Here is a 25,179-nt window from a genome sequence, read left to right on the forward strand (position 1 = left end):
TGGTGAAGCAGACAAGCTTGATGCGCATCGTCGGTGGCATTGCGCTGCTGGCCGGCCTGGCATTGGCGGCCTTCTGGGTGCGCGGCGCCGGCTCCACCGCCACGCTGGCGATTTCGCAGGTGCCGCTGACCATCACCACGCCGGCGCGGCCGCAGGTGGTGATCGCGGTGACCAATTCCCAGTCCATGGACGGCAGCACCATCACCTATTGCAACGGCACCGGCAACAGCAATGCCAATTGCAGCAATGGCTTCTCCACCACCTACACCGGTCGCGGCGGCGCCTTGATGACCGGCTCCGGCGCGGTATCGGGACTGACCGGATCTTCGTCGCCGATCAACTACCCGGTGCCGTCCAGCTTCACGCCGCCGATCAGCGGCGGCGCGGCCGGCAGCTCGCAGCCGTACACGTCCACCGTGTCCCTTGGCAGGCTGGGCGACAACAGTCCGTCCCGTCTGAACGTCGCCAAGGCGGGGATTCTGTCCATTCTGAACACCTATCTGGCGACCACCGATTTCGCCTTGCTGTCCTATCAGATCAGCAATACCACGCTGAATACCACCTGGGTCTACTACATGTCGCCGTCGCTCGGCTTCGGTTTCACCGCCGCGCCGTTCGCCAACAGCTACGTCGACAGCGTGATCAACCCCTGCTACAACTATCTGTCGCTGGGCACCTTGTTTTCGACGATCAAGACCAACTGCGCGGCGATGGCGCTGGGCATGGGGATCAGCGGCATCACGATGAGCCAGGCGCCGTACATGACGGTGGCGGCCACCAGTGACGACGCCAGCATCAACGACGTGCTGTACAGCACCTCCAGCCAGTCGCCGATATTCCTGACCTACGGCATCGTCAGCCCGTCGAACCCGTACACCTACTATACGCTGAACAATTACAAGAACGGCTCGGTCAGCGTGTCGTACAGCGCGGTGGCGCCGGGCAGCTTGTTCGGCTACTGGGCGACCTCGCCGACCAATGCCGGCTATGTGCCGTACTCGCCGGGGGTGATGTATGTGCAGCGCGGCTGGGGCTACAGCGGATCACAATCGTACAGCGCGGCCAGGACCAATGTGGCGATGACCAGCCTCGGCTCGGCGCCGTCCAGCGCGACGATCACCACCGCTTACAATACCTTCTCGCCTTACCTGTTGCCGGAAACCAATTCCGCCAGCACGACGGAGATCAAGTCGGCGGCCGGACAGTCGCCGATCTATGCGCTGCTGAAGACGGCGCAGACCTCGTTCACCAGCAGTTCGTCCAGCAGCGGCTGCACGTCGCAGAAATACGTGGTGCTGGTCACCGACGGTCTGCCGACGCAGGACAAGAGTGGCAATCTGTGGCCGCCGGTCGGCTCCGCGGCCGCCGCCGGCTACGGCGTCACCGCCAGCTTCAACGCCGATGGCTCCTTGAAGACCAGCGGCACGAACAGCCAGGCCTTGCTGGATACGATCACGCAGATCCAGACGCTGTCCAGCAGCGGTATCAAGACCTATGTGATCGGCCTGGGCGCCGGGGTGGCGCCGGCGGAGAATCCGACCGCCGCCCAGGCGCTGACGGCGATGGCGGTGGCCGGCGGCACCGGCAGCTATTATCCGGCGGTGGACGCGGCCGCATTCAGCACCGCGCTCAGCGCCATCCTGGTGCAGATCCAGAAGGGCAGCTACGACCAGGCCTCGGTGGCGCTGAACAGCGCCACGCTCAGCACCGGCTCGCGGGCCTTCCTGGCCAGCTTCAATCCCAGCGACACGCCTTACAGCGACTGGACCGGCAATCTGTCGGCCTATTCGCTGGGCTCCAGCGGTTCGCTTAACGTCGGTACCAGCGCCTTGTGGCAGGCCCAGACCCAGGTGGACGCCTTCTCCAGCAACAGCGCCTGGCAGAACAGCAGGCTGATCGCCACCTGGGATGGCGTCAACAAGAAGGGCGTGCCGTTCGAATGGCCGGCCTCGGTGACGGCCAGCGGCATCAACAGCGTGCAGCAGGGCCAGTTGCAGCCGACCGACCTGAAGGGCAGCCTGCGGCTGAATTATCTGCGCGGCGACAAATCGCAGGAGGTGCAGAACGGCGGCGGGTTCCGCAACCGCAGCCATCTGCTCGGCGACATCATAGACAGCTCGCCGGTCTACGTCGCCAAGCCCAACGGACCGTATGTGGACAGCAGTTACCAGACCTTCATCAACAACAACGCCAGCCGCACGCCCATCCTGTACACCGGCGCCAACGACGGCATGCTGCACGCGTTCAACGCCAACAACGGCAACGAGCTGTTCGCCTTCGTGCCCAACGGCGTCTTCGCCAATCTGTATCAATTGACCGCGACGACCTACAACAACAACCACATGTATTTCGTCGACGGCACGCCGCAGGCCGGCGATGTGATGTTCAGCGACAATAGCTGGCACACCATCGTCACCGGCGGACTCGGCGGCGGCGGCCAGACCGTTTACGGACTGGACGTCACCACACCGTCCAGCCTGACCACCGAAAGCGCGGTGGCCAATTCCGTGCTGTGGGAATTCAGCGACAGCGGCATGGGCTACAGCTACGGCCGGCCGACCATCGCCCGCATCAACGCCTCGCCCGGCTTCGCGGTCTTCTTCGGCAACGGCTACGCCAGCAGCCTCAATCACGCGATCTTCTACGCGGTGAACCCGCAGACCGGCGCCACGCTGGCCAAGATCGACTTGTGCGGCGTGGTGGCCAGCGCCTGCAGCAGCAGCGCGCCGCAGGGCCTGTCCGGCGTGGTGGCGATCAATAGCAGCGGCAATGCCAGCGCGGCCGTCGACACCGTCTACGCCGGCGATCTGCAGGGCAATATGTGGGTGATCAACATCAGCAACGCCAATCCGGCCAACTGGTCGGCGCGGCTGCTGTTCTCTGCCACCGACAGCAGCGGCAACCGCCAGCCGATCACCTCGGCCCCGGCGGTGACGCTGAACCCGAACTTCCCGAAGCAGAAGGGGATGATGGTGTTCTTCGGCACAGGCCAGCTGCTGACGCAGTCCGATCTGACCAATACCAACACCCAGGCCTTTTACGGCGTTTACGACAATATGGTCGTCAGCGGCCTGACGCCGTCCAATCTGCTGGCGCAGACCGAGACCGCGGTGACGACGTCGCAGTCGGGCTTCTCGTCGACCACGGTCACTTCCACCACCTATAACTGGCAGAGTCCGAATCCGCCGCTCAGCTGCGTCGTCGGCAGCACCTGCCCGACGCTGTACGGCTGGTATTACACGCTGGGTTTCGCCGGCAGCGGCGCGCGGGTGCTGACCGATCCGCAGCTGTTCGCCGGCAATGTGGTGTACACGACATTCACGCCATCGTCGACGCCGTGCACATCGGGGGGGACGTCCTTCCTGATGTCGTCCAGCTACGTCTCGGGCGCGCCGCCGTCGCAGCCCTTCCTCGACGCCAACGGCGACGGCATCGTCAACAGCCGGGATGTGTACAACCAGTTGCCGGTGTCCGGCGTGCAGCTGGGCAGCTTTTTCGCGTCGACGCCGGCCTTCGTCACCTCCAACCAGGGCGGCTACAGCGCCAGCATCCTGGTCGGCGGCGGCAATAATTCGAGCAACGGCAATTGCGCCAACGGCCAGCTTAGCTGCACCAGCAGCAGTCCGTCGCAACAATTCTATTCCTGGAGCGGCTGGTGGCAGATACAGTAGGCGTCAAACAAGGAGGGAATCGACATGCGGGGCATGAGCCTGGTGGAGTTGATGATCACGCTGGCGATAGTCGCCATCCTGGCGTCGATCGCCTATCCGGTGTATTCCAACTATGTGCAGCGATCGCGCCGCAGCGACGCCTGGCAGGCGCTGACGGCGGCGCAGGCGCAGATGGAGCAGTGCTACGCGCAGTACTTCGCCTACAACAATTCGGCCTGCTCCGTGACGACGACCTCGCCCAACGGCTACTACCAGGTGCAGATAGGCTCGGCGACCACCGCCAGCGGCTATGTGCTGACCGCGACGCCGGTGACGACAGGCCTGCAGGCCAACGATACCACCTGCAGCAGCTTCAACGTCAGCAATAGCGGCGCCAAGACCTCCGCCAACGCGCAGGGCGCCGATACCAGCAATACCTGCTGGCCGCACTGAGGGCGATGCGAATGAGACGGCCGGCCGGGGGGTTTACGCTGATCGAGATGATGGTCACCATCGTGGTGCTGGCCCTCATGCTCACCGTCGGCCTGCCGGCCTGGCAGACCTTTGTCCAGAACGAGAGGCTGAACGCCGTCCGCGACAATATGATCAGCGCGCTGGGCCAGGCGCGCGGCACCGCGGTCAACGACGACAGCGTGGTCACCGTCTGTCCGTACAGCTCGGCATCCGGCGGCAGTTGCGGCAACAGCTGGAGCGCCGGCTGGATCATCATCGAGACGCAGGGATCGTCGTCGACGGTGCTGGCGCAGCAGCCGTTGTCGTACACCGGCGCGCCGACGATAGGCAGTCTGGCCACCGGCAGCGCCAGCGGCACGATAGCCAGCATCAGCTTCAATCCGCGGCCGCCGTATGTCGCCGCCGCGCAGACCGGAGATTTCCGCATCTGCGACAATCGCGGCGCCAATTATGCGCTGTCGTTCAATCTGCAGACCACCGGCTATGCCCAGGCGGCCGCCAGCACCGGCTATACCTTGGCCGGCGCGGCGCTCAGCTGTCCGTGAGCTGCCGGGCTTGGGCAGGCGCCGGTGACGGTGGTATGCTTCGCGACTCATCCCGTTTGATCGCGCCGCGCGGCCGCCATCGCTGCCGCGGTTCGCGCCGGTTTCTGCGCAAGGAAAAGCATGACCTATCCGTCGCCGTCGTTTGAAGACAAGATTTGCCCGCCCGAGCGGCTGGCCGAGCGCCTGGCGGCCCTGCCGCGGCCTCTGGTGTTCACCAATGGCTGTTTCGACATCCTGCACCGCGGCCACGTCACCTATCTGGCCCAGGCGCGCGCACTCGGCGCCAGCCTGGTGCTGGGCCTCAATACCGACGCGTCGGTCAAGCGCCAGGGCAAGGGCGACGACCGGCCGATCAATAATGAAATGAACCGCGCGGCTGTGCTGGCGGCGCTGGAGTGCGTCAGCCTGGTCACCTGGTTCGACGCCGACACGCCGGCCGAGCTGATCGCGCAGATCCAGCCCGATGTGCTGGTCAAGGGCGGGGACTGGACCGTGGACAAGATCGTCGGCAGCGCGGAAACGCTGGCGCGCGGCGGTCAGGTGCATTCGATTCCGTTCCTGTTCGACACTTCGACGACCAAGACGCTGCAGAAGATCCGCGCGGCCGAGAGCAAGGTGTGAGCGAGCACGCGTTCGCGGTGCTGCACCACCTGTCCGACGGCCGCTTCCATTCCGGAGAGGACATCGCCAGGGCATTGGGCTGTTCGCGCACGCTGGTGTGGCAGGCGGTGCACGCGATCGAGGCGGAGTTCGGGCTCGAGGTGTTCAGCGTGCGCGGCCAGGGCTACCGGCTGGCGCGCCCATACGGCTGGCTCGACGTCGCCGCGGTCCGCGCCGGCTTGTCTACCGAGGCGGCCGAGACTTTCACGCTGGCGGTGGCCGAACGCACCGACTCCACCAACAGCCAGCTGATGGCGCGCGCCGGCAACGGCGGCCTGCACGGCCTGGTGCTGGCCTGCGAGCAGCAGACCGCCGGCCGGGGCCGGCTGGGCCGTCGCTGGCAGGCTCGGCTGGGATCGGGCCTGACCTTCTCGCTGCTGTGGCGCTTCGAGCGCGGCGTGGCCGAGCTGGCCGGCCTGTCGCTGGCGGTCGGCGTGGCGCTGGCGCGCGCCTTGCGCGGCCTGGGTGCGCCGGTGGAGCTGAAGTGGCCGAACGATGTGCTGCTGGATCGGCGCAAATTGGCCGGCATCCTGATCGAGCTGTCCGGCGACGCGCTGGGTCCGGCGACGGTGGTGATAGGCATAGGCCTCAACGTCACCGATCCGGGCGACGTCGACCAGCCGGTGGCCACGCTGGAACAGGCCGGCGTCGCGCCGGACCGCAACCGGGTGCTGGCGGCGTTGTTGAACGAGCTGGAGCCGGCGCTGGCGGCGTTCGACCGCGACGGCTTCACGCCGCTGCGCGACGAATGGTGGCAGCTGGCCGCTCATCGCCGCTCGCCGGTGCGGCTCAGTTTCTCGCATGGAGAGCCGGTGGACGGCGTCGCCTGCGGCGTGGCCGATAACGGCGCGCTGCAGGTGGAGACGGCGGCCGGCATGCGTACCTTTCATGTCGGCGAAGTCAGCCTGAGAGCCTATTCATGATCTTTTTCCGGCATCGACCGTTTTCTGCTGGATGCAGGACGCGCGAATGAAATTGCTGATAGACGCCGGCAACAGCCGGGTCAAATGGGCGGTATACCAGGGCGCCGACTGCGTGTCGCGCGGCGCCGCCGAACATCACGAGCTGGCCGGTCTGGCCGAGGTCTGGCGCGAGTTGCCGCTCGAGGGCGCCTGGTTGTCGTCGGTGGCGAGGCGCGAAGTGGTCGACGCCCTGACCGCGGCCGCGCCGTGCCCCTTGCACCGGGTCTATGCCGAGAGCCGTTTCGGCGACGTGTGTAACCATTATCGCAACACCGCCGAGCAAGGCGCCGACCGCTGGCTGGCGGTGCTGGCCGCGCGCGAGATCTGCCGCGACGACGTCATCGTCGCCTGCGCCGGCACCGCGCTGACGGTGGAGACGCTGACCGCCGAAGGCGACTATCTGGGCGGTTTGATCCTGCCCGGCCACGGCCTGATGCTGCAAAGCCTGGCGCAGGGCACCGCCAATCTGGACCGGCAGGCCGGCGCCATCGCCGATTTCCCGCAGGGCACGCAGGACGCGCTGGCCAGCGGCGCGATGGCGGCGCTGACCGGGGCGATAGAAGGGCAGCGGCGGCGCCTGGCCGACCGTACCGGCCGGGCGCCGGCCACGGTGATCCTGACCGGCGGCGACGCCGCCCGCATCGCGCCTTGGCTCGCGGCGCCGTTGCAGATCGTGGATAATCTGGTCCTGATGGGTCTACTGAAGGTGGCGAACGCGTGATGAAGTGGTTTGTGGCGCTGGTGATCGTGCTGAATCTGGTGGTGGCGATGTACGGCTCGCTGAAGCAGCGACCGCCGCTGGACGTGCACGCCCAGGAAGTCAGTCCGGGGCAGGTGAAGCTGCTGCCGGCCAGCTGGACGCCTGACGCGTCGGCGCCGCAGGCGTCCGCGCCTAAGGCGCAGGCCAGCGCGCCCGCCGCCAAGCCGGCCGCTTCCGCGCCGGCGGCGAAGATCGTCGCCAGCGCCCCCAAGGCCCAGCTTCCGGCCAAGCCGGCGGCCAAGGCCGAGGCGTCGAAGCCGTCCGCCAAGGCCAAGCCGGCGCCGCAGGACAAGCCGGCAGCAGCCGAGCCGGCCAAGCTGGCCTGTTACCGCTGGGGCGGCTTGAACGACAGCCTGCTGGCGAGGGTCAAGGGCGGAGTGCCGGCGCTGAAGCTGAAGACGGCCCAGATTTCGGAGGACAGCAAGCAGGAGAGCAAGGGGTCCGGCCGCCTGTGGGTCTACTATCCGCCGTTGGCCACCCAGGCCGAGACCAAGACCTTGTCTGCCGAATTGAAGGACAAGGGCTTCGACAACTACATCGTCAGCAACGACGAGTTCAAGGGCAATCTGTCGCTGGGCCTGTTCGGCAAGGAGGACGCCGCCAAGACGCTGGTGGCGCGGCTGAAGGCGGCCGGCTACGACAAGGCGGTGGTCAAGTCCAAGGATCAGCCGGCCAAGACGACCACGCTGACCTTCAAGGACCTGGACGCGGCGCAGGCCGAGCATCTGAAGGCGCTGCAGAAGCGGCTGACGCCGGGCATCGCGCTGAAGGGTTGCTGAGCGCGGCGGCGAAGCTTGATCCGGCGGCTTGCCAAGCGGGCATGTCGCAGCGCAGTATCGACAACGGCGACGACAGGTCGCCGTTTTGCTTGCCAGGCTTCCGATGACCCGACACTCCCATATCACCCGGCTGCTGGACCGCGGCCGCTTCAACGACAGGGTATTGCGCCAGCTGGGCTGGGCGATGGCCTTCATCGCCGGCGCGATCAACGCCGGCGGCTTCCTGGCGGTGCACCGCTACACCTCGCACGTGTCCGGCGTGGTTTCCGGCATGGCCGATGCCTGGATCGCCGGCGAGATCGGACTGGCGCTGTCGCTGCTGGTGATGCTGTGCTGTTTCGTCGGCGGCGCGATGCACAGCACCTGGCTGATCCTGTGGGCGCGGCGGCAGCGGCTGCGCGGCGGCTACGGCGTGTCGATGATGGAGGAGGCGCTGCTGCTGCTGGTGTTCGGCCTGCTGGGGGCCGGCTTGTCCTTGCACAAGGGCCTGTTCACGCCGCCGACGGTGATGTTGCTGTGCTTCATCATGGGCATGCACAACACCATCGTCACCAAGCTGTCCGGCGGCCTGTTGCGCAGCACGCACATGACCGGCATCGCCACCGATCTCGGCATCGAGCTGGCCAAGATGAGCTACTACAACCGCGAGCGCCATTCCCGGGTGGCGGCGGTGCGCGCCAACGGCAAGAAATTCCGCGTCTACGCGCTGATCCTGCTGGCCTTCTTCGTCGGCGGCGTGGTGGGCGCGCTGGGCTTCAAGCACCTGGGCTTCGGCTTCACGCTGCCCTTGGCGCTGCTGCTGTTTCTGCTGGGCCTCAGGCCGGCCTGGTACGACGTCAGGCTGCGCTGGCGCTGGTGGCGAGGCCGCTGGTCTGCGAGGCGAGCGCGCAATGGGTAGCTTGTGCCTTGACGCCGCGATTTCCGCCATTGCGAGCGGCTACCCAATACCAGCCTGCAATTCGTCCATCTCGCCTGCTCAAAGACCTTGAACAGGCTCCAAGGAAAGACGCCGCTCCCTTGCATGGGCGCGGCGTCTTTCATTCGGCGATCGACGCGCTTCAGAAAATCCAGGCCGGCGCCCGCCACAACAACAGGCCCAGCATCGCGATCTCGCACAGCTCGACGCCGGCGCCGAGACAGTCGCCGGTCATGCCGCCGAGGCGGCGTTTCAAGAAAATCCACCAGGCCAGGCCGGCCAGCGGCGCCAACAGCAGCGCCGGAGCCAGCCAGGCGGACAGCGCCAGCAGCGCGGCCAGGTTCAGCGCGATGCCGGTCCGGTCGCGGCGCCAGGCGAAGCGCTCGCCGCTGCCCGGCGCGATCGCCGGCAGCGTCGCCGACCAGACGACCGCGAAGGCGCGAGCCCAGGCCGGCGCCAGCAGCAGGGCCCAGGCCGGACCGCCCTGGCGCGCGAGCAGCATCAGCAGCACCAGCTTGCAGGCGACGGCCAGGATCAGCGAGAGCACGCCGAAGCTGCCCAGGTGCGGGTCCTTCAGCACCTCGAAGAAGCGTTCTCGAGAGCGGTGGGACGCGCCCAGCGCGTCGGCCAGGTCGGCCAGGCCGTCCAGGTGCAGGCCTCCGGTGACGCCGACCCAGACCAGCAGCGCCAGCAGGGCCGCCAGCCACGGATCGACCAGGCCGCCCAGCCGCAGCGCCGCCAGCAGCAGCGCGCCGACGATGAGGCCGACGGCCGGAAACCAGCGCGCGCTGGCCGCCAGCCATTCGGGCTGGAAGTCGGCCAGCTGCGGGGTAGGCAGCCGGGTCAGGAACTGTACCGCCAATATCAGTCCGCGCATGAGGATTCCAGCCGCAGCAGATAGGGCGGATGGCCCTCCAGCATCGACAGCTGGACGAAGCCGCCGCGCTGCACCGTCATCAGCTTGGCCACCGCGAACTCGGTGCCGAACAGTTCCGCCATCAGCACCGTGATCACGCCGCCGTGCGTCACCAGCAGCCGGTGGCTGCCGCGCGCCTCGGTCATCCAGTCGGCCAGGCCAGCCAGCACCCGGGTGCGGAACTGTTCGAAGCTCTCGCCGCCGGGCGGGCTGAGCCGGCCCTCGGCCAGCTCGCCGCCCCAGCCGGGGTGGCTCTGCTCGAGTTCGGCCAGCGGCTGGCCGTCCCAGTGGCCGAAGTCCATTTCGGCGAAACGCGGGTCCACCTTCAGCGTCAGCGAGCCGGACAGCGCCTGCTTGACCGCGAACTCGCGGCAGCGTTGCAGCGGCGAGCTGGCGATGCTGGTGACCGGCGCCAGCGTGCTGATCCGCTGCCAGCTGCGGGCCAGCTGCTGGTGTCCCAGTTCGGTCAGCGGCAGGTCGGTCAGACCGATCAGCCGACCGTCGTGTTCGATGTCGCCGTGCCGCAGCAGCGTCAGGGTATAGGGGTTCATGCCGACTTGCCGCTGATGCCGGCTTCTTCGAAGGTCGCCATGCCGTTGTGCAACTGCACCGCCAGCCGCAGCAGCGGCACGCAGACGGCGGCGCCGGAGCCTTCGCCCAGCCGCATGCCCAGATCCAGCAGCGGCCGCAGCCGCAACGCCGCCAGCGCCAGGTCATGGCCGGTCTCGGCCGAGCGGTGGCTGGCCAGCAGCCAGTCGTGCAGCGACGGCTCGATGGCCTGGGCGCACAGCGCGGCGGCGCTGGCGATGAAGCCGTCCACCAGCGACGGCACGCCGAGGCGGGCGCCTTCCAGGTAGAAGCCGGCCATTGCGGCGATTTCCAGGCCGCCCAGCTCGGCCAGCGTGTCCTGGCCGCTGAGGTTTTCCCAGGCGACCCGCGCCAGCGCGGTCTTGACCGCGCGCAGCTTGTTGGCGAGGCCGGCGTCGTCGACGCCGGTGCCGCGGCCGACCGCCTGTTCCGGCGCCGCGCCGCTCAGGCGGCAGATCAGCGCCGCCGACGCAGTGGTGTTGCCTATGCCCATGTCGCCGGCAATCAACAGATTGGCCCCGGCCTCAACCGCGCGGCGCGCGGCGGCGCGGCCGGTTTCCAGCGCGGCCTCGGCCTCGTCGGGGCTCATCGCCGCCTGGCGGGCCAGATTCTGGCTGCCGGCGCGCACCTTGGCGTGGACGATGGGCAGCGCGGAGACGTCGCCGGCGACGCCGACGTCGACGACCTCCAGCCGCGCGTCCAGCGCGCGCGCCAGCACGCAGATGGCGGCGCCGCCGGCCGCGAAATTGCGCACCATCTCGGTGGTGACCGCCGACGGAAACGCCGACACGCCTTCGGCGGTGACGCCGTGGTCGCCGGCGAACACGGTGATGGCCGGGCGGAGCTCTTCCGGCTGGGCGCGGCCCTGCCAGGCGGCGAAGCGGCATGCCAGCTCCTCCAGCTGCCCCAGGCTGCCGGGCGGCTTGGTCAGGACGGCCTGGCGGGCGCGGGCGGCGTTGCGGGCGGAAAGATCCAGTGGCTTGCTGCTGTTCATGGTTTGGGCCTGCTGCGGGATGGGACGAGGGTCCGGAGATGAATGGAAACCGGCGCGCGGCGCCGGCTGGACTCTAAGCATATTACTGCTTGGCCGGTGCCGCCAAAAGTCCGGCGGGTTATAATCCGCAGATCAGCAGGTGTCCGAGTCGCGCTTCCCAGCGCGCCAGGATGAAACGGGAAGCCGGTGAGAAGCCGGCGCTGCCCCCGCAACGGTAAGGCCTGGCGCGCATGCGCCCAGGCGGCGCAACAGCCACTGTCCAACGATGGGAAGGCGCGCCGCCGGCAAGGCCGAGCCCGGAGACCGGCCTGCATGCCCCGGCCGGAAGCCGGTGGACCACTGGAGTATCGCGGGGAGGCGATCCGACAGACGATCCGGCGCCGCCGCGACCCGTTTATGCATATCCTCTTCGCACTTCGACGATGCCCGCCCGCGGGAGAAATCCAATCATTGGAGTGTGTTTCATGTTCAAGCCCCAAACCTGCGCGCTGGCCATCGCCGCAGCCTGCGCCGCCGCCCATGCCGACGACGCGCCGCGACTCGCCGGCGACCCGGTGATCGTGACGGCGAGCCGCGTGCCGCAAAAAGTCTCGTCGCTGCCGGCCAATGTCAGCGTGATCACCGCCGACGACATCGCCAACAGCACGGCGACGACGGTGCAGGACGTGCTGTCGGCCTATGCCGGCGTGCATGTGCTCAACAGCTCCGGCTCGGCCAGCAGCGCCATGGTCGATCTGCGTGGTTTCGGCATGAGCGGCAACAGCAACACCTTGATTCTGGTCGACGGGGTGCGTCAGAACACCAACGATCTGGCGGCGGTGAATCTCGGCTCGGTGGCGCTGTCCAGCGTAGAGCGCATCGAAGTCGTGCGCGGACTCGGCGGCGTCGCCTATGGCGGCGGGGCCACCGGCGGCGTGATCAACATCATCACCAAGTCCGGCGCGGCCAGCGGCGCCAGCGGCAGCGTCACATTGATCGGCGGCAGCTACGATTTGCGTCAGTTGGACGCCAATCTGCACGCGGCCAATCAGTTTGTCGCGCTGGATGGCTACATTCAGTCGATGAAGACCGGCAATTACCGGCAGAACAATGCCGAGCGCAACGACAACGCCGGTTTCACGCTGACCTTCAAGCATGACGGCGGCGACATCAAGCTGTTCGCCAAGACCGCCAATCAGGGGCTGCGCCTGCCAGGACCGATCATCATGGACCCGGTCAACGGCCTCAATCCTCTGGCGACCTACCCGGTCGGCACGTTGACGCCCAACAGCTACGCCTCCACCGATACCACCAGCGGCGGCGTCTCCGTGAGCCAGGAGCTGGGGGCGGGCACCTTGTACGCCGATTTGTCGCGCCGGCACAAGGATGCCGACTCCTGCACCCAGTTCGTCGGCAGCTCCGGCTGCTCGCTGGACCATCGCAGCCTGGATGAGAATACGGCCAGCGTGCGCTACGAACTGCCGATCGGCAAGCATAAGTTGAGTGTCGGCGGCGACTGGCTGGACGGTTCGATGAGCGTGCTGAACTCGTTGAACAACGAACAAACCTCGCAACGCCACGTCGCTTATTTCGTCGACGGCCAGTTCGCCTTGTGGCGGGGCGCCACGCTGTCGGCCGGCGGCCGCCAGCAATTGGTGGACGACAAAGTCAACGCCACCGTCGGCGGCGCCAATCTGTCGACGATAGATACCAGTCTGCATGCCTGGTCGCTGGGCCTGAAGCAGGCCTTCGGCGGCGGCTGGAGCGCCTATGTCCGGGCAGGTCAAAGTTTCCGTCTGGGCAATGCCGACGAAGTGACCTATACCAATGGATTGCCGCTGCAACCGCAGCAGTCGCATGACAAGGAAGTGGGCGTGGAGTGGGCGGGCGAGCGCGCGCACGCCAAGCTGGCCTTGTTCCGCAACGATATGAGCAACGAGATCGCCTACAATCCGTTCGCAGGCCTGTACGGCGCCAATGCCAACCTGCCGGCCACCCGTCATCAGGGCGTGGAGCTGGAAGGCGGGCTGAACGTGACGTCGACGGTGGCCCTGAACGGCAATTTGAGCTGGACCGAGGCGACTTATCGCGCCGGCGCCGGACTGGCTGGCAAGACCATTCCGATGGTGCCCAAGCTGATGGCCAACGCCGCCGCCAGCTGGCGCTATCGCGAGGACGGCAAACTGGCGTTGTCGGCGCAATACGTGTCGGAGCAGTACTTCGACAATGACCAGAGCAACAGCTTCGGCAGCAAGCTGCCCGCCTATACGGTGGTCGACGCCAAGCTGACCCAGGATTTCGGCAAGCACGTGACGGTGGCGCTGAGCGCCAACAATCTGTTTGACCGGCATTACGCGAGCTATGGCGGCACCTGGTACAGCAGCCCGACCGCCTATTCCCTGTATCCGGCGAACGGGCGTAATTACCAGGCCGCCGTGACCTACAAGTTCTGAGCGATATGGTCCATCTGATCACCGGCGGCGCCCGCAGCGGCAAGAGCCGCCATGCCGAGGAACTGGCCGGCCGCCATCGCGGCCCGGTGTGTTATCTGGCCACCGCCGAAGTGCGCGATGCCGAGTTCGCGCGCCGGGTCGAGCGTCACCGCGCGCAGCGTCCGCCGCACTGGGACGTGGCCGAGGCCGGGCGGAGCCTGGCGGCGGCCGTCTCCGAGCGCGACGCCGGCGGCGGCCTGCTGTTGATAGACTGCCTGGGCATGTGGCTGATGCGCTTCTTCGGCGAGGCCGGCTTCGACGAGGCCGGCTACGCCGCCGAGCGCGACGCGCTGCTGGCGGCGCTGGAGCGCGCGGCCGGCGAGGTGTTGCTGGTCAGCAACGAGGTCGGCTGGGGCGTGGTGGCGGCCGACGCCGAAACCCGCCGCTTCGTCGACGAGCTGGGCCGTCTCAATCAGCTGCTCGCGGCCCGCTGCGAGCGGGTGACGCTGGTGGCCTGCGGTCTGCCGCTGGCGCTGAAGGGGGCGGCATGAGGCGCCTGCCGGCGGTCTTGTGCCTGCTGCTGGCCGCGACGACGGCGCGCGCAGCCGTCAGCGTCGAGGACGGTAGCGGCCAGACGGTGGCGCTCGACAAGCCGGCCGCGCGCATCGTCAGCCTGGTGCCGCACGCGACCGAGCTGCTGTTCGCCGCCGGCGCCGGCGGCAAGGTGGTGGCCACCGTCGATTACAGCGACCATCCGGAGGCGGCGAAGCGGTTGCCGCGCGTCGGCGGTTTCACCGGCTTCAGCCTGGAGGCGGTGTTGCGGCAGAAACCCGACCTGGTGGTGGCCTGGCAGGACGGCGGCACGCCGCGCGAGCTGGAGCGGCTGAAGCGGCTGGGCGTGCCGGTCTTCGTCAGCCATCCGCTGCAGCCGGACGACGTCGCGAAGGAAATCGTCCTGCTCGGCAAGCTGGCCGGCACCGACGCCGAGGCGGCGCGGGCCGCCGCGGCCTATCGCCAGCGGCTGTCGGCGTTGCGGCGGCGCTACGGGGACAAGCCGGCGGTTCGGGTGTTCTTCCAGCTGAGCCAGGCTCCCATCTTCACCGTCAGCGCCAACAGCTATATCGATTCTCTGATCCGGTTGTGCGGCGGCGTCAATGTGTTCGCCGGCCTGTCGCAGCCGGCGCCGCAGGTGTCGATCGCCGCCGTGGCGGCGGCGCGGCCGCAGGCCATCGTCGCCGGCGACGATGCCACGCTGGCGATGTGGCGCCGCTGGCGCGAGCTGCCGGCGGTGGCCGGCGGCGCGCTGCTGGCGCTGCCGGGCGACGCCATCAGCATCCCCGGGCCGCGCTTGGCCGACGGCGCCGAGCAGCTGTGTACCCGGCTGGACACAGCGAGGCAGAGGCTGGGTTTGACGCCCAGGTAGCCGCCCGTTATCCTCGCCGCCATGGACAATGAACTGGAATACCTCGAATCCCGCGTCGCGGCGCTGATCGTCCGCATCCGGGAGCTGGAAACCCAGAACGGCCGCTTCGCCGAGGCGCTGTCCGAAGCGCTGAAGGAAAACGCCGAGCTGAATTTCCGCGTCAACGAAACCCGCAGCCGGGTGGCGGCCCTGGTCGCGCGCCTGCCGGCGCCGCCGGAGGATGAGCAATGAGCGACGTGGTTCAGGTCGACATCGAGCTGTTGGGCCGTCAATTCACCATAGGCACGCCGGCCGACGAGCAGGAGACGCTGCGCGAGGCGGTGCGGCTGCTGGAGGGCAAGGTCAACGCGATCCAGCAGAACGGCAAGGTGATGGATACCGACAAGATCGCCATCATGGCCGCGCTGAACATCGCCCACGATCTCTTGAAGACCAAAGTCGGAGAGGGCTTGGAGATGGCGGCGTTTCAGCGTAAAATACGAGGCATGAGCGAAGCCGCCGACGAGGCGCTCCGCCAGAGCCAACAGCCGCTGTTCTAACGGCGGCAGGCACAGCTTAGTTTACCCCCTGCGGTGTTCGCGAAGGCACACAATTCCTTTGTACCAATGCGTTCGCTTTTGGCTGCCAGCGTGAGATACGGGCGAGTCGCGTCCCTTGTGGATGCGCCCGAAGTGTCTGGCAGGCGGCCCCTCCTGGAAACAGGGTACAAGCGAATTTAGCCCGAACGGCACTCGCGGGGGTTCCCCTCCATCATGACCGCATCCTCCCCCGCAACCGACAAGACGGCGCTGAGACGCCAGCTTCGCCGCGCCCGCATCGCGCTGCCGCCCGCCTATCGCGCCGCGGCCGCCCGCGCCGTCGCGCGTCACGCCGCGCGGCTGTTGAAGCGCGGCAAGCGCGTCGGCGGCTATCTGGCGGCCGGCTCGGAACTGGATCTGTCCGATTTGCTGAACGCGGCGCTATGGCGCGGCGCGGCCGTATTCCTGCCGCAGATTCCGCGGCGCGGCCGCCGGCTGTGGTTCACCGGACTCGATGGCGGCGACCGCTGGTATCTGCATCCGCGCTACCGCATCCTGGAGTATGCCGGCGCCCGGCTGCGCGCCGAGCGTCTGGACGTATTGTTCGTGCCCTTGCTGGGCATCGATGGCGACGGCTTCCGGATGGGGCAGGGCGGCGGCTTCTATGACAGCACGCTGGCTTTCCGTCGCCGGCATGCGCTGAGCGGCAAGCCTTTGCTGGTCGGCGTCGGTTTCGACTGCCAGCTGGTGGACGCGGTGCCGCGCGAGGCTTGGGACGTGAGGCTGGACTGGCTGTTGACCGAGTCCGGCCTGAGGCGGCTGCCCCTGAGGAGTCCGGACGCATGATATTGCTGTTGCTGCTGCCGCTGCTGATCGCTTGTCTGCTGGGCCGTCTGGCCTGGTGGTGGTGGCTGCCCTATGCCTTGATGGCCGCGCCGACGCTGTTGGCCTACTGGCTGGACAAGCGCGCGGCGCTGCGCGGGGCCTGGCGCGTTCCGGAAGCCAGACTGCAGTTGCTGCATCTGGCCGGCGGCTGGCCAGCCGCCTGGCTGGCCCAGCGCGCCTTCCGCCACAAGACCCGCAAGCAGCCCTTCCTGGCCTTTTACTGGCTCAGCGCGCTGGCCAATCTGGCGCTGCCGATGGGCTGGCTGTGGATGGCCGGCCGTTAGCGCCCGTCTACCGCCAGCGGTCCGGATGCCAGGCGTCGGCCTCGGTGATTCCAAGGCCCGGTCCGACAACGCGGCAGAAAACCGCCGATGCCGCAAAAAGATTTTGAACAGGCTCTTAGCGCCAGCCGCGGCGCGGACCGTAGCCGTAGTAATACACCGGGGTCACCGGCACCACCACCGCCGGCCGCACCACCACCGGGCCCGGCGCGACGCCGGCATAGGGCGGGGCCACCACGCAGCCTGCCAGGCTGCCGACCGCGACGACGGCCAGAATCCATTGTTTCATTTTCGTGCTCCTGTGATACCGGACAGCTGCCTGTCCCGTTACCGCCAGCATACGAAGTAATCTTTCCGGTAAGATTGAGCAAGTCTTTCCCCACCCACTCAGCGATTAACAGATATTGCCCATGCGCTACTGGCTGATGAAGTCCGAACCGGACGAGACCTCGATAGACCATCTGGCCGCGGAACCGCGGCGGCTTTTCGAATGGACCGGCGTGCGGAACTACCAGGCGCGCAATTTCATGCGCGACGACATGCGCCCCGGCGACTTGCTGCTGTTCTGGCACTCGTCCTGCCCGGAGCCGGGCATCGCCGGCATCGCCGAAGTGGCTTCCGCCGCGCATCCGGACTCCAGCCAGTTCGATCCGGCCAGCCCCTACCACGATCCGAAATCCGATGCCGCCAATCCGCGCTGGCAGTGCGTCGACGTGCGCTTCGTCAGGAAGACGCGGCTGCTGCCGCCGGCCGAGCTGCGCGAGCATCCGCCGCTGGACGGCATGACGGTGCTGAAGCGCGGCAACCGCCTGTCGATCACGCCGGTGACGGACGAGGAGTGGGCGTATCTGATGGATTTGCTGGACGTGAGCCTGCCGCGCTGATGCTTGGCGCACGGATATTCCTGTGTAATATTTTGGCCTTGCCATTCCGGGACGCGCCATGTCTTCCATCGAACCGCGCAATCCGCGCATAGATTGCCTGCGCGGCATTGCCATCGGCTGCGTGCTGCTGCTGCACTCCATGCTGGCGTATGGCCTCAAGGGCAGCCTTTTGGGCAGCCTGTTGTCGCCGCTTCGTCGCTGTTGGCGTATCTGGCCGCCCGTTATGGGGCTGAGCCGTGCAGGCGGGCGATCCGCCGGCGTTGGCTCCGCCGCCGCGGCGAGGACGGCGCGCGTTTAAGTGCGGAGCGGGGGGATTCTTTGGCATGATGGGGACTGGCATCGGAAAAAGGAGCGGCCATGTTGTCGTATGAATTGCTGGCCGCGCTGCTGGCCTGCGGCGCCGTCGCCGGTTTCATGGCCGGCCTCCTGGGCGTCGGCGGCGGCCTGATCATCGTGCCGGTGCTGGGCTGGGCGCTGATGGCGGCGCATCTGGGCGGCGAGCATGTGCAGCATCTGGCGGTCGGCACCTCGCTGGCGGTGATGATGTTCACCAGCCTGTCCAGCGTGCGGGCCCACCACAGGAAGGGCGCGGTGAACTGGCGCATCGTCCGCGGGATGGCGCCGGCGATGGTGGCCGGCACGCTGCTAGGCAGCCTGATCGCCGGCTGGATTTCCGGCGCCGCGCTGCGCTGGTTCTTCGTCGTCTATGCCTACGCGGTGGCGGCGCAGATGCTGATCGGCCGCCAGCCGAAGGGCGGGCGGGGGATGCCGGGCTGGGCCGGCCAGGGCGCCGCCGGCGGCGCCATAGGCATGGTTTCCAGCTGGGTGGGCATAGGCGGGGGCTCGATGAGCGTGCCCTTCATGAGCTGGTGCAACGTCCCTGTGCATACGGCGATAGGCACCAGCGCGGCGTTGGGCTGGCCCATCGCGATCTCCGGCGCCATCGGATATCTGATCAGCGGCTGGGGCATCTCCGGTCTGCCGTGGGGCAGCGCCGGCTTCGTGCATCTGCCGTCCATGCTGGCGCTGATGCTGATGACGGTGCTGTTCGCGCCGTTGGGCGCGCGGGCCGCGCACAGGCTGCCGGTTCCCCGCCTGAAGAAGGCGTTCGCGCTGCTGATGGCGACGATGGCCAGCGAAATGCTGTACCGGCTGCTGTGAACGCCTTGTTTTTGTGCGGAAATCGGACATTCTGTCCACTTCCCGGCATGTCCTTTTCCCCGCTTTTGCCGATATAATCGAGCGATTCGTTTTCTGAAATAGCAAAGACCCCGGACATGCAAGAACACTACTCCCCGCGCGAGCTGGAAGGCGCCGCGCAGCAGAAATGGCAGAGAACCGCCGCCTTCAAGGCCGTGGAAGACGCTTCCCGCCCCAAGTACTACGCGCTGTCGATGTTCCCGTATCCGTCCGGCAAGCTGCACATGGGCCATGTGCGCAACTACACCATCACCGACGTGCTGGCCCGCTTCAAGCGCCTGCAGGGCTTCAATGTGCTGCAGCCTATGGGCTGGGACGCCTTCGGCCTGCCGGCCGAGAACGCGGCGATGAAGAACGGCGGCGCGCCGGCGGCGTGGACCTACGCCAACATCGAATATATGAAAACCCAGTTGGATAGTTTGGGCTTCGCCCTGGACTGGGAGCGCGAGCTGGCCACCTGCAAGCCGGACTACTACCGCTGGGAGCAGTGGCTGTTCACCCGCCTGTTCGAGAAGGGCGTGATCTACAAGAAGAACGGCGTGGTCAACTGGGACCCGGTGGACCAGACCGTGCTGGCCAACGAGCAGGTGGTCGACGGCCGCGGCTGGCGTTCGGGCGCGCTGGTGGAAAAGCGCGAAATCCCGATGTACTACTTCCGCATCACCGACTACGCCGATCAGCTCTTGGCGGACCTGGACAAGCTGGACGGCTGGCCGGAGCAGGTCAAGACCATGCAGCGCAACTGGATAGGCAAGAGCTACGGCTCTGACGTGGTCTTCCCGTACGACGAGGCGAGCATCGGCCACAACGGTGAGTTGAAGGTCTACACCACCCGTCCGGACACGCTGATGGGCGCGACCTATGTCGCCGTCGCCGCCGAGCATCCGCTGGCCACCCAGGCCGCGGCCGGCAACGCCGAACTGCAGGCCTTCATCGCCGAGTGCAAGTCCGGCTCCGTCGCCGAGGCCGACGTCGCCAAGATGGAGAAGAAGGGCATGCCGACCGGCCTGTCCGTGATCCATCCGCTGACCGGCGACAAGCTGCCGGTATGGGTGGCCAACTACGTGTTGTGGGGCTATGGCGAAGGCGCGGTGATGGCCGTGCCGGCGCACGACGAGCGCGATTTCGAATTCGCCAACAAGTACGCGCTGCCGATCAAGCAGGTGATCGCGCCGGTGTCCGGCGACGGCGAATACGACGCCGCCAACTGGCAGGAGTGGTACGGCGCCAAGGACGACACCGTGAAGACGGTCAATTCCGGCAAGTACGACGGCCTGGGCTACCAAGCCGCCTTCGACGCCATCATCGGCGACCTGCAGGCCAGGAACCTGGGCCGGAAGAAGACCCAGTACCGGCTGCGCGACTGGGGCATCAGCCGCCAGCGCTACTGGGGCTGCCCTATCCCCATCATCCACTGCCCGAGCTGCGGCGACGTGCCGGTGCCGGAAAAGGACCTGCCGGTGACGCTGCCGGAAAACGTGATTCCGGACGGCGCCGGCTCTCCGCTGGCCAAAATGCCTGAATTCTACGAGACGTCCTGCCCGAAGTGCGGCGGTGCGGCCAAGCGCGAAACCGACACGATGGACACCTTCGTCGAGTCCAGCTGGTACTACGCCCGCTACGCCAGCCCGAAGTGCGACACCGCGATGGTGGACAAGCAGGCGGCCGACTACTGGCTGCAGGTCGACCAATACGTCGGCGGCATCGAACACGCGATCCTGCACCTCTTGTACGCGCGCTTCTTCCACAAGCTGATGCGCGACGAAGGCCTGGTGTCGTCGGACGAGCCGTTCAAGAGCCTGCTGACCCAGGGCATGGTGGTGTGCGAGACCTTCTACCGCGACCTGCCCAACGGCACCAAGGACTGGATCGCGCCGCAGGACGTCATCCTGGAACGCGACGCCAAGGGTAAGATCGTCGCCGCCAAGCATCGCGTCGACGGCCTGCCGGTGGTGGTGGGCGGCATCGAGAAGATGTCCAAATCCAAGAACAACGGCGTCGATCCGCAGGAATTCATCGAGAAATACGGCGCCGACACCGCGCGCCTGTTCATGATGTTCGCCGCGCCGCCCGAGCAGAGCCTGGAGTGGTCCGACGCCGGCGTCGAGGGCGCCTTCCGCTTCCTGAAGCGCCTGTGGAAAACCGCGCGCGAGCACGTCGAGGCCGGCGTGGTGGCACCGTACGCCGCGGGCGAGCTGAACGCCAGCCAGAAGGAGCTGCGCTTCAAGCTGCACGGCACCATCCAGAAGGTCGCCGACGACTACGGCCGCCGCCAGCAGTTCAACACCGCCATCGCCGCGGTGATGGAGCTGCTGAACGCCTACGACAAGGCCGACACCTCCGGCGAGACCGGCCGCGCCGTGGCGCAGGAAGTGCTGGAGGCCGCGACCCTGCTGCTGTCGCCCATCGTGCCTCACGTCTGCGACGGCATCTGGAGCGAGCTGAAGCCGGGCACCGAGCTGCTGGCCCAGTCCTGGCCGAAGGTGGACGAGGCCGCGCTGGTGAAGAGCGAGATCGAGCTGATGGTACAGGTCTGCGGCAAGCTGCGCGGCAGCGTGACCGTGGCCGCCGACGCCGCCAAGGACGCGATCGAGGCCGCCGCGCTGGCGCACGAGAACGTGATCAAGTTCATGGAAGGCAAGCCGGCGAAGAAGATCATCGTCGTGCCGGGCCGCCTCGTGAACATCGTAGTCTGATCCTGACCACCATCGCGGCGCGGCGGGACGAGAGTCTTGCCGCGCCGTTTTGCCTGGCGGTCCGTCCGCCACGGGGGATGCAATGAAACACTCTCTGAGATTCGCGCTGCTGGCTGGTTTCGCCTTGTTGCTGACCGCCTGCGGCTTCCATCTGCGCGGCCTGGGCGGAGCGATCAAGCCGTTGCCGTTCTCCACCTTGTATCTGGAGGCCGGCAACAATGCCATCGCTCCCGATCTGAGCACCGTGCTGGCGCGTCAGCCCAAGTTGACGCTGACCGATTCGCCGAAGAGCGCGCAGGCGGTGCTCAGCGTGGTCAATGAAAACCAGGCCAAGGACATCCTGACCATCAATGTCGGCGGCAAGATCAACGAGTACCAGCTGACCTACACCGCCTTGGTGAGGGTGGTGATAGGCGGCGTGCCGATCGAGCCGGACATGACGGTGACCGTGCGCCGCACGATGAACTACTCCGACAACGCCATTCTCGGCAAGCAGCAGGAAGAGGATCTGCTGTGGGCCGACGCCCGCCGCGACGCCGCCGAGCAGATCGTGCGCCGTCTGGCCTATCTGCCGGTGCCGTCCGCGTCGCCGGCCGGACCGCAGAGCGTGAAGCCCGCCAATGCCGACCTCAAGCCCTGACGCGCTGGGCGCGGCGCTGGCCAGGGAGCTGGCGCCGCTCTATGTGGTGCACGGCGAGGAGGCGCTGCTGGCGCTGGAGGCGGCCGACGCCATCCGCGCGGCGGCCCGCGGCGCCGGTTACCTGGAGCGCGAAGTGCTGACGGTGGAGGCCGGCTTCGACTGGTCGCAGCTCAGCGATTCGATGAGCAGCGTGTCGCTGTTCGCCTCGCTGAAACTGCTGGAGATCCGCATTCCCGGCGGCAAGCCCGGCGCCGAAGGCGGCGAGGCGCTGCAGCGGCTGGCGGCCGCGCCGCCGCAGGACACGGTGACGCTGATCACGCTGCCCAAGCTGGACAGGACCCAGCAGCAGAGCAAGTGGTTCACCGCGCTGGACAAGGCGGCGACGGTGGTCGAGGCGCGCCCGGTCGGCAGGGCCGAGCTGCCGGCCTGGATCGCGCGCCGGCTGAAGGCGCAGGGCCAGCAGCTGGGGCAGGAGGCGCTGGTGTTCTTCGCCGAGCGGGTCGAGGGCAATCTGCTGGCCGCGCGCCAGGAGGTGGACAAGCTGGCCTTGCTGTATCCGAAGGGCGAGCTGAGCCTGGCCGATCTGCAGGCCGCCGTGGCCAATGTCGCCCGCTTCGACGTGTTCCAGCTGTCCGAGTCCTGGCTGGCCGGCGACACGCCGCGGCTGACGCGGATGCTGGACGGCCTGATGGCCGAGGGCGAGGCGCCGGTGCTGGTGCTGTGGTCGCTGGCCGAGGACGTGCGCATGCTGTTGAAGCTCAGGCAGGGCTTGAAGGATGGCCGCCAGCTGCGCGACATGGCGCGAGAGCTGAAGCTGTGGGGCGAGAAGCAGAAGCTGGCCGAGCCGGCGCTGCGCCGCATCGGTCCGCGCAAGCTGATGGCCGCGCTGTCCGAGTGCGCCCGCGTAGACCGTCAGATCAAGGGCGTGGAGCCGGGCGAGCCTTGGCAGACGATGCGGGCGCTGGCCGTGTCGCTTGCCGCCTGACAGACCTGACCGTTCCGACGGGCCGCGCAAGCGGCCCGTTTGCATTTCGCATGCTCCGCGGCGGCGGGTACACTCGTCGTTTTGACTTCCGGGGCGAGACATGGCGGATGGCTGTGGATATGTCCTGCACGATCTGGCCGGGCTGCCGGCCGAGATGTTGCCGCAGGCGGCGCGACTGTACGCCGGCCACGGTTGGGGCGAGGCGGACGCGTTCGATCTGTCGGCGATGGCCGCGGCTTTTCGCTCTGGCCTGGGCGTATGCGCGATGGCCGATGGCCAGTTGCTAGGGTGGGCGCGCGGTTTCAGCGACGGCTGGCAGTACGGCTGGCTGGCTGAAATCATCGTCCGCCGCGACTGCGAGGGCGCCGGCATCGGCGGCGCGCTGGCGCGCGAGTTCATCGCCCGTTGCGGCGCCGGCCATGTCTATTGCGAGGCGCTGGCCGGCCGCGAGCCGTTCTTTGAAAGGCTGGGATTCCAGCTCCGGCCGCGCTTGAGCGCGATGTCCTGGCGCCGGTAGCGGTGCGCTGTGGATAATTGTGGAAATCCATCCTTCCTGTGGATAAGCGGCGGCCGATGGAAACAGGCCGTAGATTGCCGTATTTCTTGCTAGGCTGAGAAAAGCGTTTCCGGCGAAGGCGAGGTGGAGCATGGACGGTTTGAGCGCGTGGGTCCGCGGCCGCGTCCATTACGGCTGGATCGTCGTCGCCGTCACTTTCCTGGTGATGCTGATCACCGCGGCGATCCGGTCGGCGCCCAGCGTGATGATGGTGCCGCTGGAGCGCGAGTTCGGCTGGAGCCGCTCCGTCATCTCGCTGGCCCTGGCCATCAATCTGGCCTTGTTCGGCCTGATGGGGCCGTTCGCCGCGGCGGCGATGCTGCGTTTCGGCCTGAGGCGCACGGTCATTTCGGCGCTGGCCTTGCTGGCCGGCGGCGTCGCCCTGTCCGGCCTGATGCGCAGCAACTGGCAGCTGCAGCTGTTGTGGGGATGGCTGGTCGGTTGCGCCACCGGCGCCACCGCGATGACGCTGGGCGCCTCGGTGGTCAACCGCTGGTTCGTCCGCCACCGAGGCCTGGCGATGGGCGTGCTGACCGCCAGCTCGGCCACCGGCCAGCTGGTGTTCCTGCCGCTGATGGCCTGGCTGACCGAGCATCACGGCTGGCGCGGCACGGTATGGCTGCTGGCCGGCTGCGCCGCCGTCATCGCGCCGCTGGTGTGGCTGCTGCTGCCGGAGCGGCCGGCCAGCATAGGCCTGAAGCCATTGGGCGAGCCCGACGACGCGCCGGCGGCCGTCCCGCCGCGTCATCATCCGGTGCGCATCGCCTGGGACGCGCTACAGCAGGCCTCGCGTTCGCGCGACTTCTGGCTGCTGTTCGCCAGCTTCTTCATCTGCGGGGCCAGCACCAACGGCTATATCGGCACCCACTTCATCGCCATGTGCGGCGACTACGGCCTGACACCGGTGCGCGGCGCCGGCCTGCTGGCGGTGATGGGCATGTTCGACCTGCTGGGAACCACGTTGTCGGGCTGGCTGTCCGACCGCTTTTCTGCGCAGGCCCTGCTTTTTTGCTATTACGGTTTGCGGGGCCTGGCCTTGCTTTACTTGCCGCAGGCTTTCGGTTTCGCCTATTTTTACGGTCTGCCGCTGTTCGCGCTGTTCTACGGCCTGGACTGGGTGGCGACGGTGCCGCCGACCTTGAAGTTGACGGCCGAAGCCTTCGGCAGCGAGCGGGCCGCGGTGGTGTTCGGCTGGATCGTGGCCGGGCACCAGCTGGGCGCGGCGTTCGCGGCGCTGGGGGCCGGCCTGCTGCGCAACAGCCTGGGCAGCTATGTCGCCGCGACGATGAGCGCCGGCGCCTTGTGTCTGCTGGCCTCGGTCCTGGTGCTGCGCATCCGGCGGCAGCGCGCCCAACTGGTTTGAAAACAAGATGGAGAGACGGGTTTTCCGGTAGCAAGTATCTGATGTGGGATCCGATCCGCCGGACGGCGCTCGGAGAAAGGCAGTCTGGCTTCA

27 protein-coding genes, 1 other RNA gene and 1 riboswitch are annotated in these 25,179 nt (G+C 67.5%); of the genes, 24 read left to right on the top strand and 4 right to left on the bottom strand.

The window, feature by feature from the left end; genetic code table 11:
• Positions 1 to 20: 20 nt before the first annotated feature.
• The 8 genes from WNM05_RS02330 (at position 21) to WNM05_RS02365 (ending at position 8,728) form a co-directional block, all read left to right on the top strand.
• Complete coding sequence (locus WNM05_RS02330; protein ID WP_434632163.1) at positions 21 to 3,671, top strand: pilus assembly protein; 3,651 nt, start codon at positions 21 to 23, stop codon at positions 3,669 to 3,671.
• Between the two features lie 24 nt (positions 3,672 to 3,695).
• Positions 3,696 to 4,103, top strand: a complete 408-nt coding sequence (locus WNM05_RS02335) for a type IV pilin protein (protein ID WP_434632165.1) — start codon at positions 3,696 to 3,698, stop codon at positions 4,101 to 4,103.
• An 11-nt stretch (positions 4,104 to 4,114) separates the two neighbouring features.
• Positions 4,115 to 4,669, top strand: coding sequence for a GspH/FimT family pseudopilin (locus tag WNM05_RS02340; RefSeq protein ID WP_434632167.1), 555 nt, complete (start codon positions 4,115 to 4,117; stop codon positions 4,667 to 4,669).
• A 120-nt stretch (positions 4,670 to 4,789) separates the two neighbouring features.
• On the top strand, positions 4,790 to 5,290 hold the full coding sequence (gene rfaE2 / locus WNM05_RS02345) for a D-glycero-beta-D-manno-heptose 1-phosphate adenylyltransferase (protein ID WP_434632169.1): 501 nt from the start codon (positions 4,790 to 4,792) through the stop codon (positions 5,288 to 5,290).
• Positions 5,287 to 6,252 (top strand): biotin--[acetyl-CoA-carboxylase] ligase, encoded by a 966-nt coding sequence (locus WNM05_RS02350; RefSeq protein WP_434632171.1) that lies wholly within the window; start codon positions 5,287 to 5,289, stop codon positions 6,250 to 6,252. The genes rfaE2 and WNM05_RS02350 overlap by 4 nt, the downstream gene beginning before the upstream one ends.
• A 46-nt stretch (positions 6,253 to 6,298) precedes the next feature.
• Positions 6,299 to 7,012, top strand: a complete 714-nt coding sequence (locus WNM05_RS02355; protein WP_434632173.1) for a type III pantothenate kinase — start codon at positions 6,299 to 6,301, stop codon at positions 7,010 to 7,012.
• Positions 7,012 to 7,830 (top strand): SPOR domain-containing protein, encoded by an 819-nt coding sequence (locus WNM05_RS02360; RefSeq protein ID WP_434635114.1) that lies wholly within the window; start codon positions 7,012 to 7,014, stop codon positions 7,828 to 7,830. Before WNM05_RS02355 ends, WNM05_RS02360 begins: the two co-directional genes overlap by 1 nt.
• A 103-nt stretch (positions 7,831 to 7,933) precedes the next feature.
• Positions 7,934 to 8,728 (top strand): YoaK family protein, encoded by a 795-nt coding sequence (locus tag WNM05_RS02365; protein WP_434632174.1) that lies wholly within the window; start codon positions 7,934 to 7,936, stop codon positions 8,726 to 8,728.
• Positions 8,729 to 8,888: 160 nt separating this feature from the next.
• Here the strand turns inward: WNM05_RS02365 and cobS are convergent, their stop codons facing one another.
• Genes cobS through cobT form a run of 3 tightly spaced genes read right to left on the bottom strand, consistent with a single transcriptional unit; the run spans position 8,889 to position 11,244 of the window.
• The gene (gene cobS / locus WNM05_RS02370) at positions 8,889 to 9,623 is read right to left on the bottom strand and encodes an adenosylcobinamide-GDP ribazoletransferase (protein WP_434632176.1); all 735 of its coding nucleotides are present in this window, start codon (positions 9,621 to 9,623) and stop codon (positions 8,889 to 8,891) included.
• Positions 9,611 to 10,213 (bottom strand): histidine phosphatase family protein, encoded by a 603-nt coding sequence (locus tag WNM05_RS02375; protein WP_434632178.1) that lies wholly within the window; start codon positions 10,211 to 10,213, stop codon positions 9,611 to 9,613. Before WNM05_RS02375 ends, cobS begins: the two co-directional genes overlap by 13 nt.
• Positions 10,210 to 11,244 (bottom strand): nicotinate-nucleotide--dimethylbenzimidazole phosphoribosyltransferase, encoded by a 1,035-nt coding sequence (cobT, locus tag WNM05_RS02380; protein ID WP_434632180.1) that lies wholly within the window; start codon positions 11,242 to 11,244, stop codon positions 10,210 to 10,212. Before cobT ends, WNM05_RS02375 begins: the two co-directional genes overlap by 4 nt.
• Positions 11,245 to 11,364: 120 nt before the next feature.
• Positions 11,365 to 11,571, top strand: a riboswitch (cobalamin riboswitch).
• 137 nt (positions 11,572 to 11,708) lie between these two features.
• Here cobT and WNM05_RS02385 point away from each other — a divergent pair.
• The 8 genes from WNM05_RS02385 (at position 11,709) to WNM05_RS02420 (ending at position 16,765) form a co-directional block, all read left to right on the top strand.
• Positions 11,709 to 13,676: a TonB-dependent receptor gene (locus WNM05_RS02385; protein WP_434632182.1), complete on the top strand. Its 1,968-nt coding sequence runs from the start codon at positions 11,709 to 11,711 to the stop codon at positions 13,674 to 13,676.
• Between the two features lie 5 nt (positions 13,677 to 13,681).
• A complete protein-coding gene (cobU, locus tag WNM05_RS02390) occupies positions 13,682 to 14,206 on the top strand; it encodes a bifunctional adenosylcobinamide kinase/adenosylcobinamide-phosphate guanylyltransferase (RefSeq protein ID WP_434632184.1) in 525 nt (174 codons plus the stop codon).
• Positions 14,203 to 15,078, top strand: coding sequence for a cobalamin-binding protein (locus WNM05_RS02395; RefSeq protein ID WP_434632186.1), 876 nt, complete (start codon positions 14,203 to 14,205; stop codon positions 15,076 to 15,078). Before cobU ends, WNM05_RS02395 begins: the two co-directional genes overlap by 4 nt.
• Positions 15,079 to 15,099: 21 nt before the next feature.
• Positions 15,100 to 15,309, top strand: a complete 210-nt coding sequence (locus WNM05_RS02400; protein ID WP_101710392.1) for a hypothetical protein — start codon at positions 15,100 to 15,102, stop codon at positions 15,307 to 15,309.
• The gene (locus WNM05_RS02405; RefSeq protein WP_434632188.1) at positions 15,306 to 15,617 is read left to right on the top strand and encodes a cell division protein ZapA; all 312 of its coding nucleotides are present in this window, start codon (positions 15,306 to 15,308) and stop codon (positions 15,615 to 15,617) included. The genes WNM05_RS02400 and WNM05_RS02405 overlap by 4 nt, the downstream gene beginning before the upstream one ends.
• A gap of 22 nt (positions 15,618 to 15,639) precedes the next feature.
• Positions 15,640 to 15,822: non-coding RNA, 6S RNA (ssrS, locus tag WNM05_RS02410), on the top strand.
• An 8-nt stretch (positions 15,823 to 15,830) separates the two neighbouring features.
• Positions 15,831 to 16,442 (top strand): 5-formyltetrahydrofolate cyclo-ligase, encoded by a 612-nt coding sequence (locus tag WNM05_RS02415; RefSeq protein ID WP_434632189.1) that lies wholly within the window; start codon positions 15,831 to 15,833, stop codon positions 16,440 to 16,442.
• The gene (locus WNM05_RS02420; protein WP_434632191.1) at positions 16,439 to 16,765 is read left to right on the top strand and encodes a DUF1294 domain-containing protein; all 327 of its coding nucleotides are present in this window, start codon (positions 16,439 to 16,441) and stop codon (positions 16,763 to 16,765) included. Before WNM05_RS02415 ends, WNM05_RS02420 begins: the two co-directional genes overlap by 4 nt.
• A 115-nt stretch (positions 16,766 to 16,880) precedes the next feature.
• On the opposite strand, the gene WNM05_RS02425 is transcribed toward WNM05_RS02420, so the two are convergent.
• Positions 16,881 to 17,051, bottom strand: a complete 171-nt coding sequence (locus WNM05_RS02425; RefSeq protein WP_434632193.1) for a hypothetical protein — start codon at positions 17,049 to 17,051, stop codon at positions 16,881 to 16,883.
• Between the two features lie 121 nt (positions 17,052 to 17,172).
• Here WNM05_RS02425 and WNM05_RS02430 point away from each other — a divergent pair, with 121 nt between their 5' ends.
• The 8 genes from WNM05_RS02430 to WNM05_RS02465 all read left to right on the top strand — a co-directional run bounded on the left by WNM05_RS02430 (position 17,173) and on the right by WNM05_RS02465 (position 25,086).
• A complete protein-coding gene (locus WNM05_RS02430) occupies positions 17,173 to 17,646 on the top strand; it encodes an EVE domain-containing protein (RefSeq protein WP_434632195.1) in 474 nt (157 codons plus the stop codon).
• A 58-nt stretch (positions 17,647 to 17,704) separates the two neighbouring features.
• Positions 17,705 to 17,944: a hypothetical protein gene (locus tag WNM05_RS02435; RefSeq protein WP_434632197.1), complete on the top strand. Its 240-nt coding sequence runs from the start codon at positions 17,705 to 17,707 to the stop codon at positions 17,942 to 17,944.
• Between the two features lie 59 nt (positions 17,945 to 18,003).
• The gene (locus tag WNM05_RS02440) at positions 18,004 to 18,807 is read left to right on the top strand and encodes a sulfite exporter TauE/SafE family protein (RefSeq protein WP_434632199.1); all 804 of its coding nucleotides are present in this window, start codon (positions 18,004 to 18,006) and stop codon (positions 18,805 to 18,807) included.
• A 116-nt stretch (positions 18,808 to 18,923) separates the two neighbouring features.
• Positions 18,924 to 21,542 carry a leucine--tRNA ligase gene (leuS, locus tag WNM05_RS02445; protein WP_434632201.1) on the top strand — a complete coding sequence of 873 codons (2,619 nt, stop codon included), beginning with the start codon at positions 18,924 to 18,926 and terminating at the stop codon, positions 21,540 to 21,542.
• A gap of 82 nt (positions 21,543 to 21,624) precedes the next feature.
• A complete protein-coding gene (gene lptE / locus WNM05_RS02450; RefSeq protein ID WP_434632203.1) occupies positions 21,625 to 22,182 on the top strand; it encodes an LPS assembly lipoprotein LptE in 558 nt (185 codons plus the stop codon).
• Positions 22,163 to 23,167 carry a DNA polymerase III subunit delta gene (holA, locus tag WNM05_RS02455; RefSeq protein ID WP_434632205.1) on the top strand — a complete coding sequence of 335 codons (1,005 nt, stop codon included), beginning with the start codon at positions 22,163 to 22,165 and terminating at the stop codon, positions 23,165 to 23,167. The genes lptE and holA overlap by 20 nt, the downstream gene beginning before the upstream one ends.
• Before the next feature lie 100 nt (positions 23,168 to 23,267).
• Positions 23,268 to 23,684, top strand: coding sequence for a GNAT family N-acetyltransferase (locus WNM05_RS02460; protein WP_434632207.1), 417 nt, complete (start codon positions 23,268 to 23,270; stop codon positions 23,682 to 23,684).
• Positions 23,685 to 23,814: 130 nt separating this feature from the next.
• The gene (locus tag WNM05_RS02465) at positions 23,815 to 25,086 is read left to right on the top strand and encodes an MFS transporter (protein ID WP_434632208.1); all 1,272 of its coding nucleotides are present in this window, start codon (positions 23,815 to 23,817) and stop codon (positions 25,084 to 25,086) included.
• Positions 25,087 to 25,179 lie beyond the last annotated feature (93 nt).

This window comes from Chromobacterium sp. CV08 (assembly GCF_051129845.1).
Classification (GTDB): domain Bacteria; phylum Pseudomonadota; class Gammaproteobacteria; order Burkholderiales; family Chromobacteriaceae; genus Chromobacterium.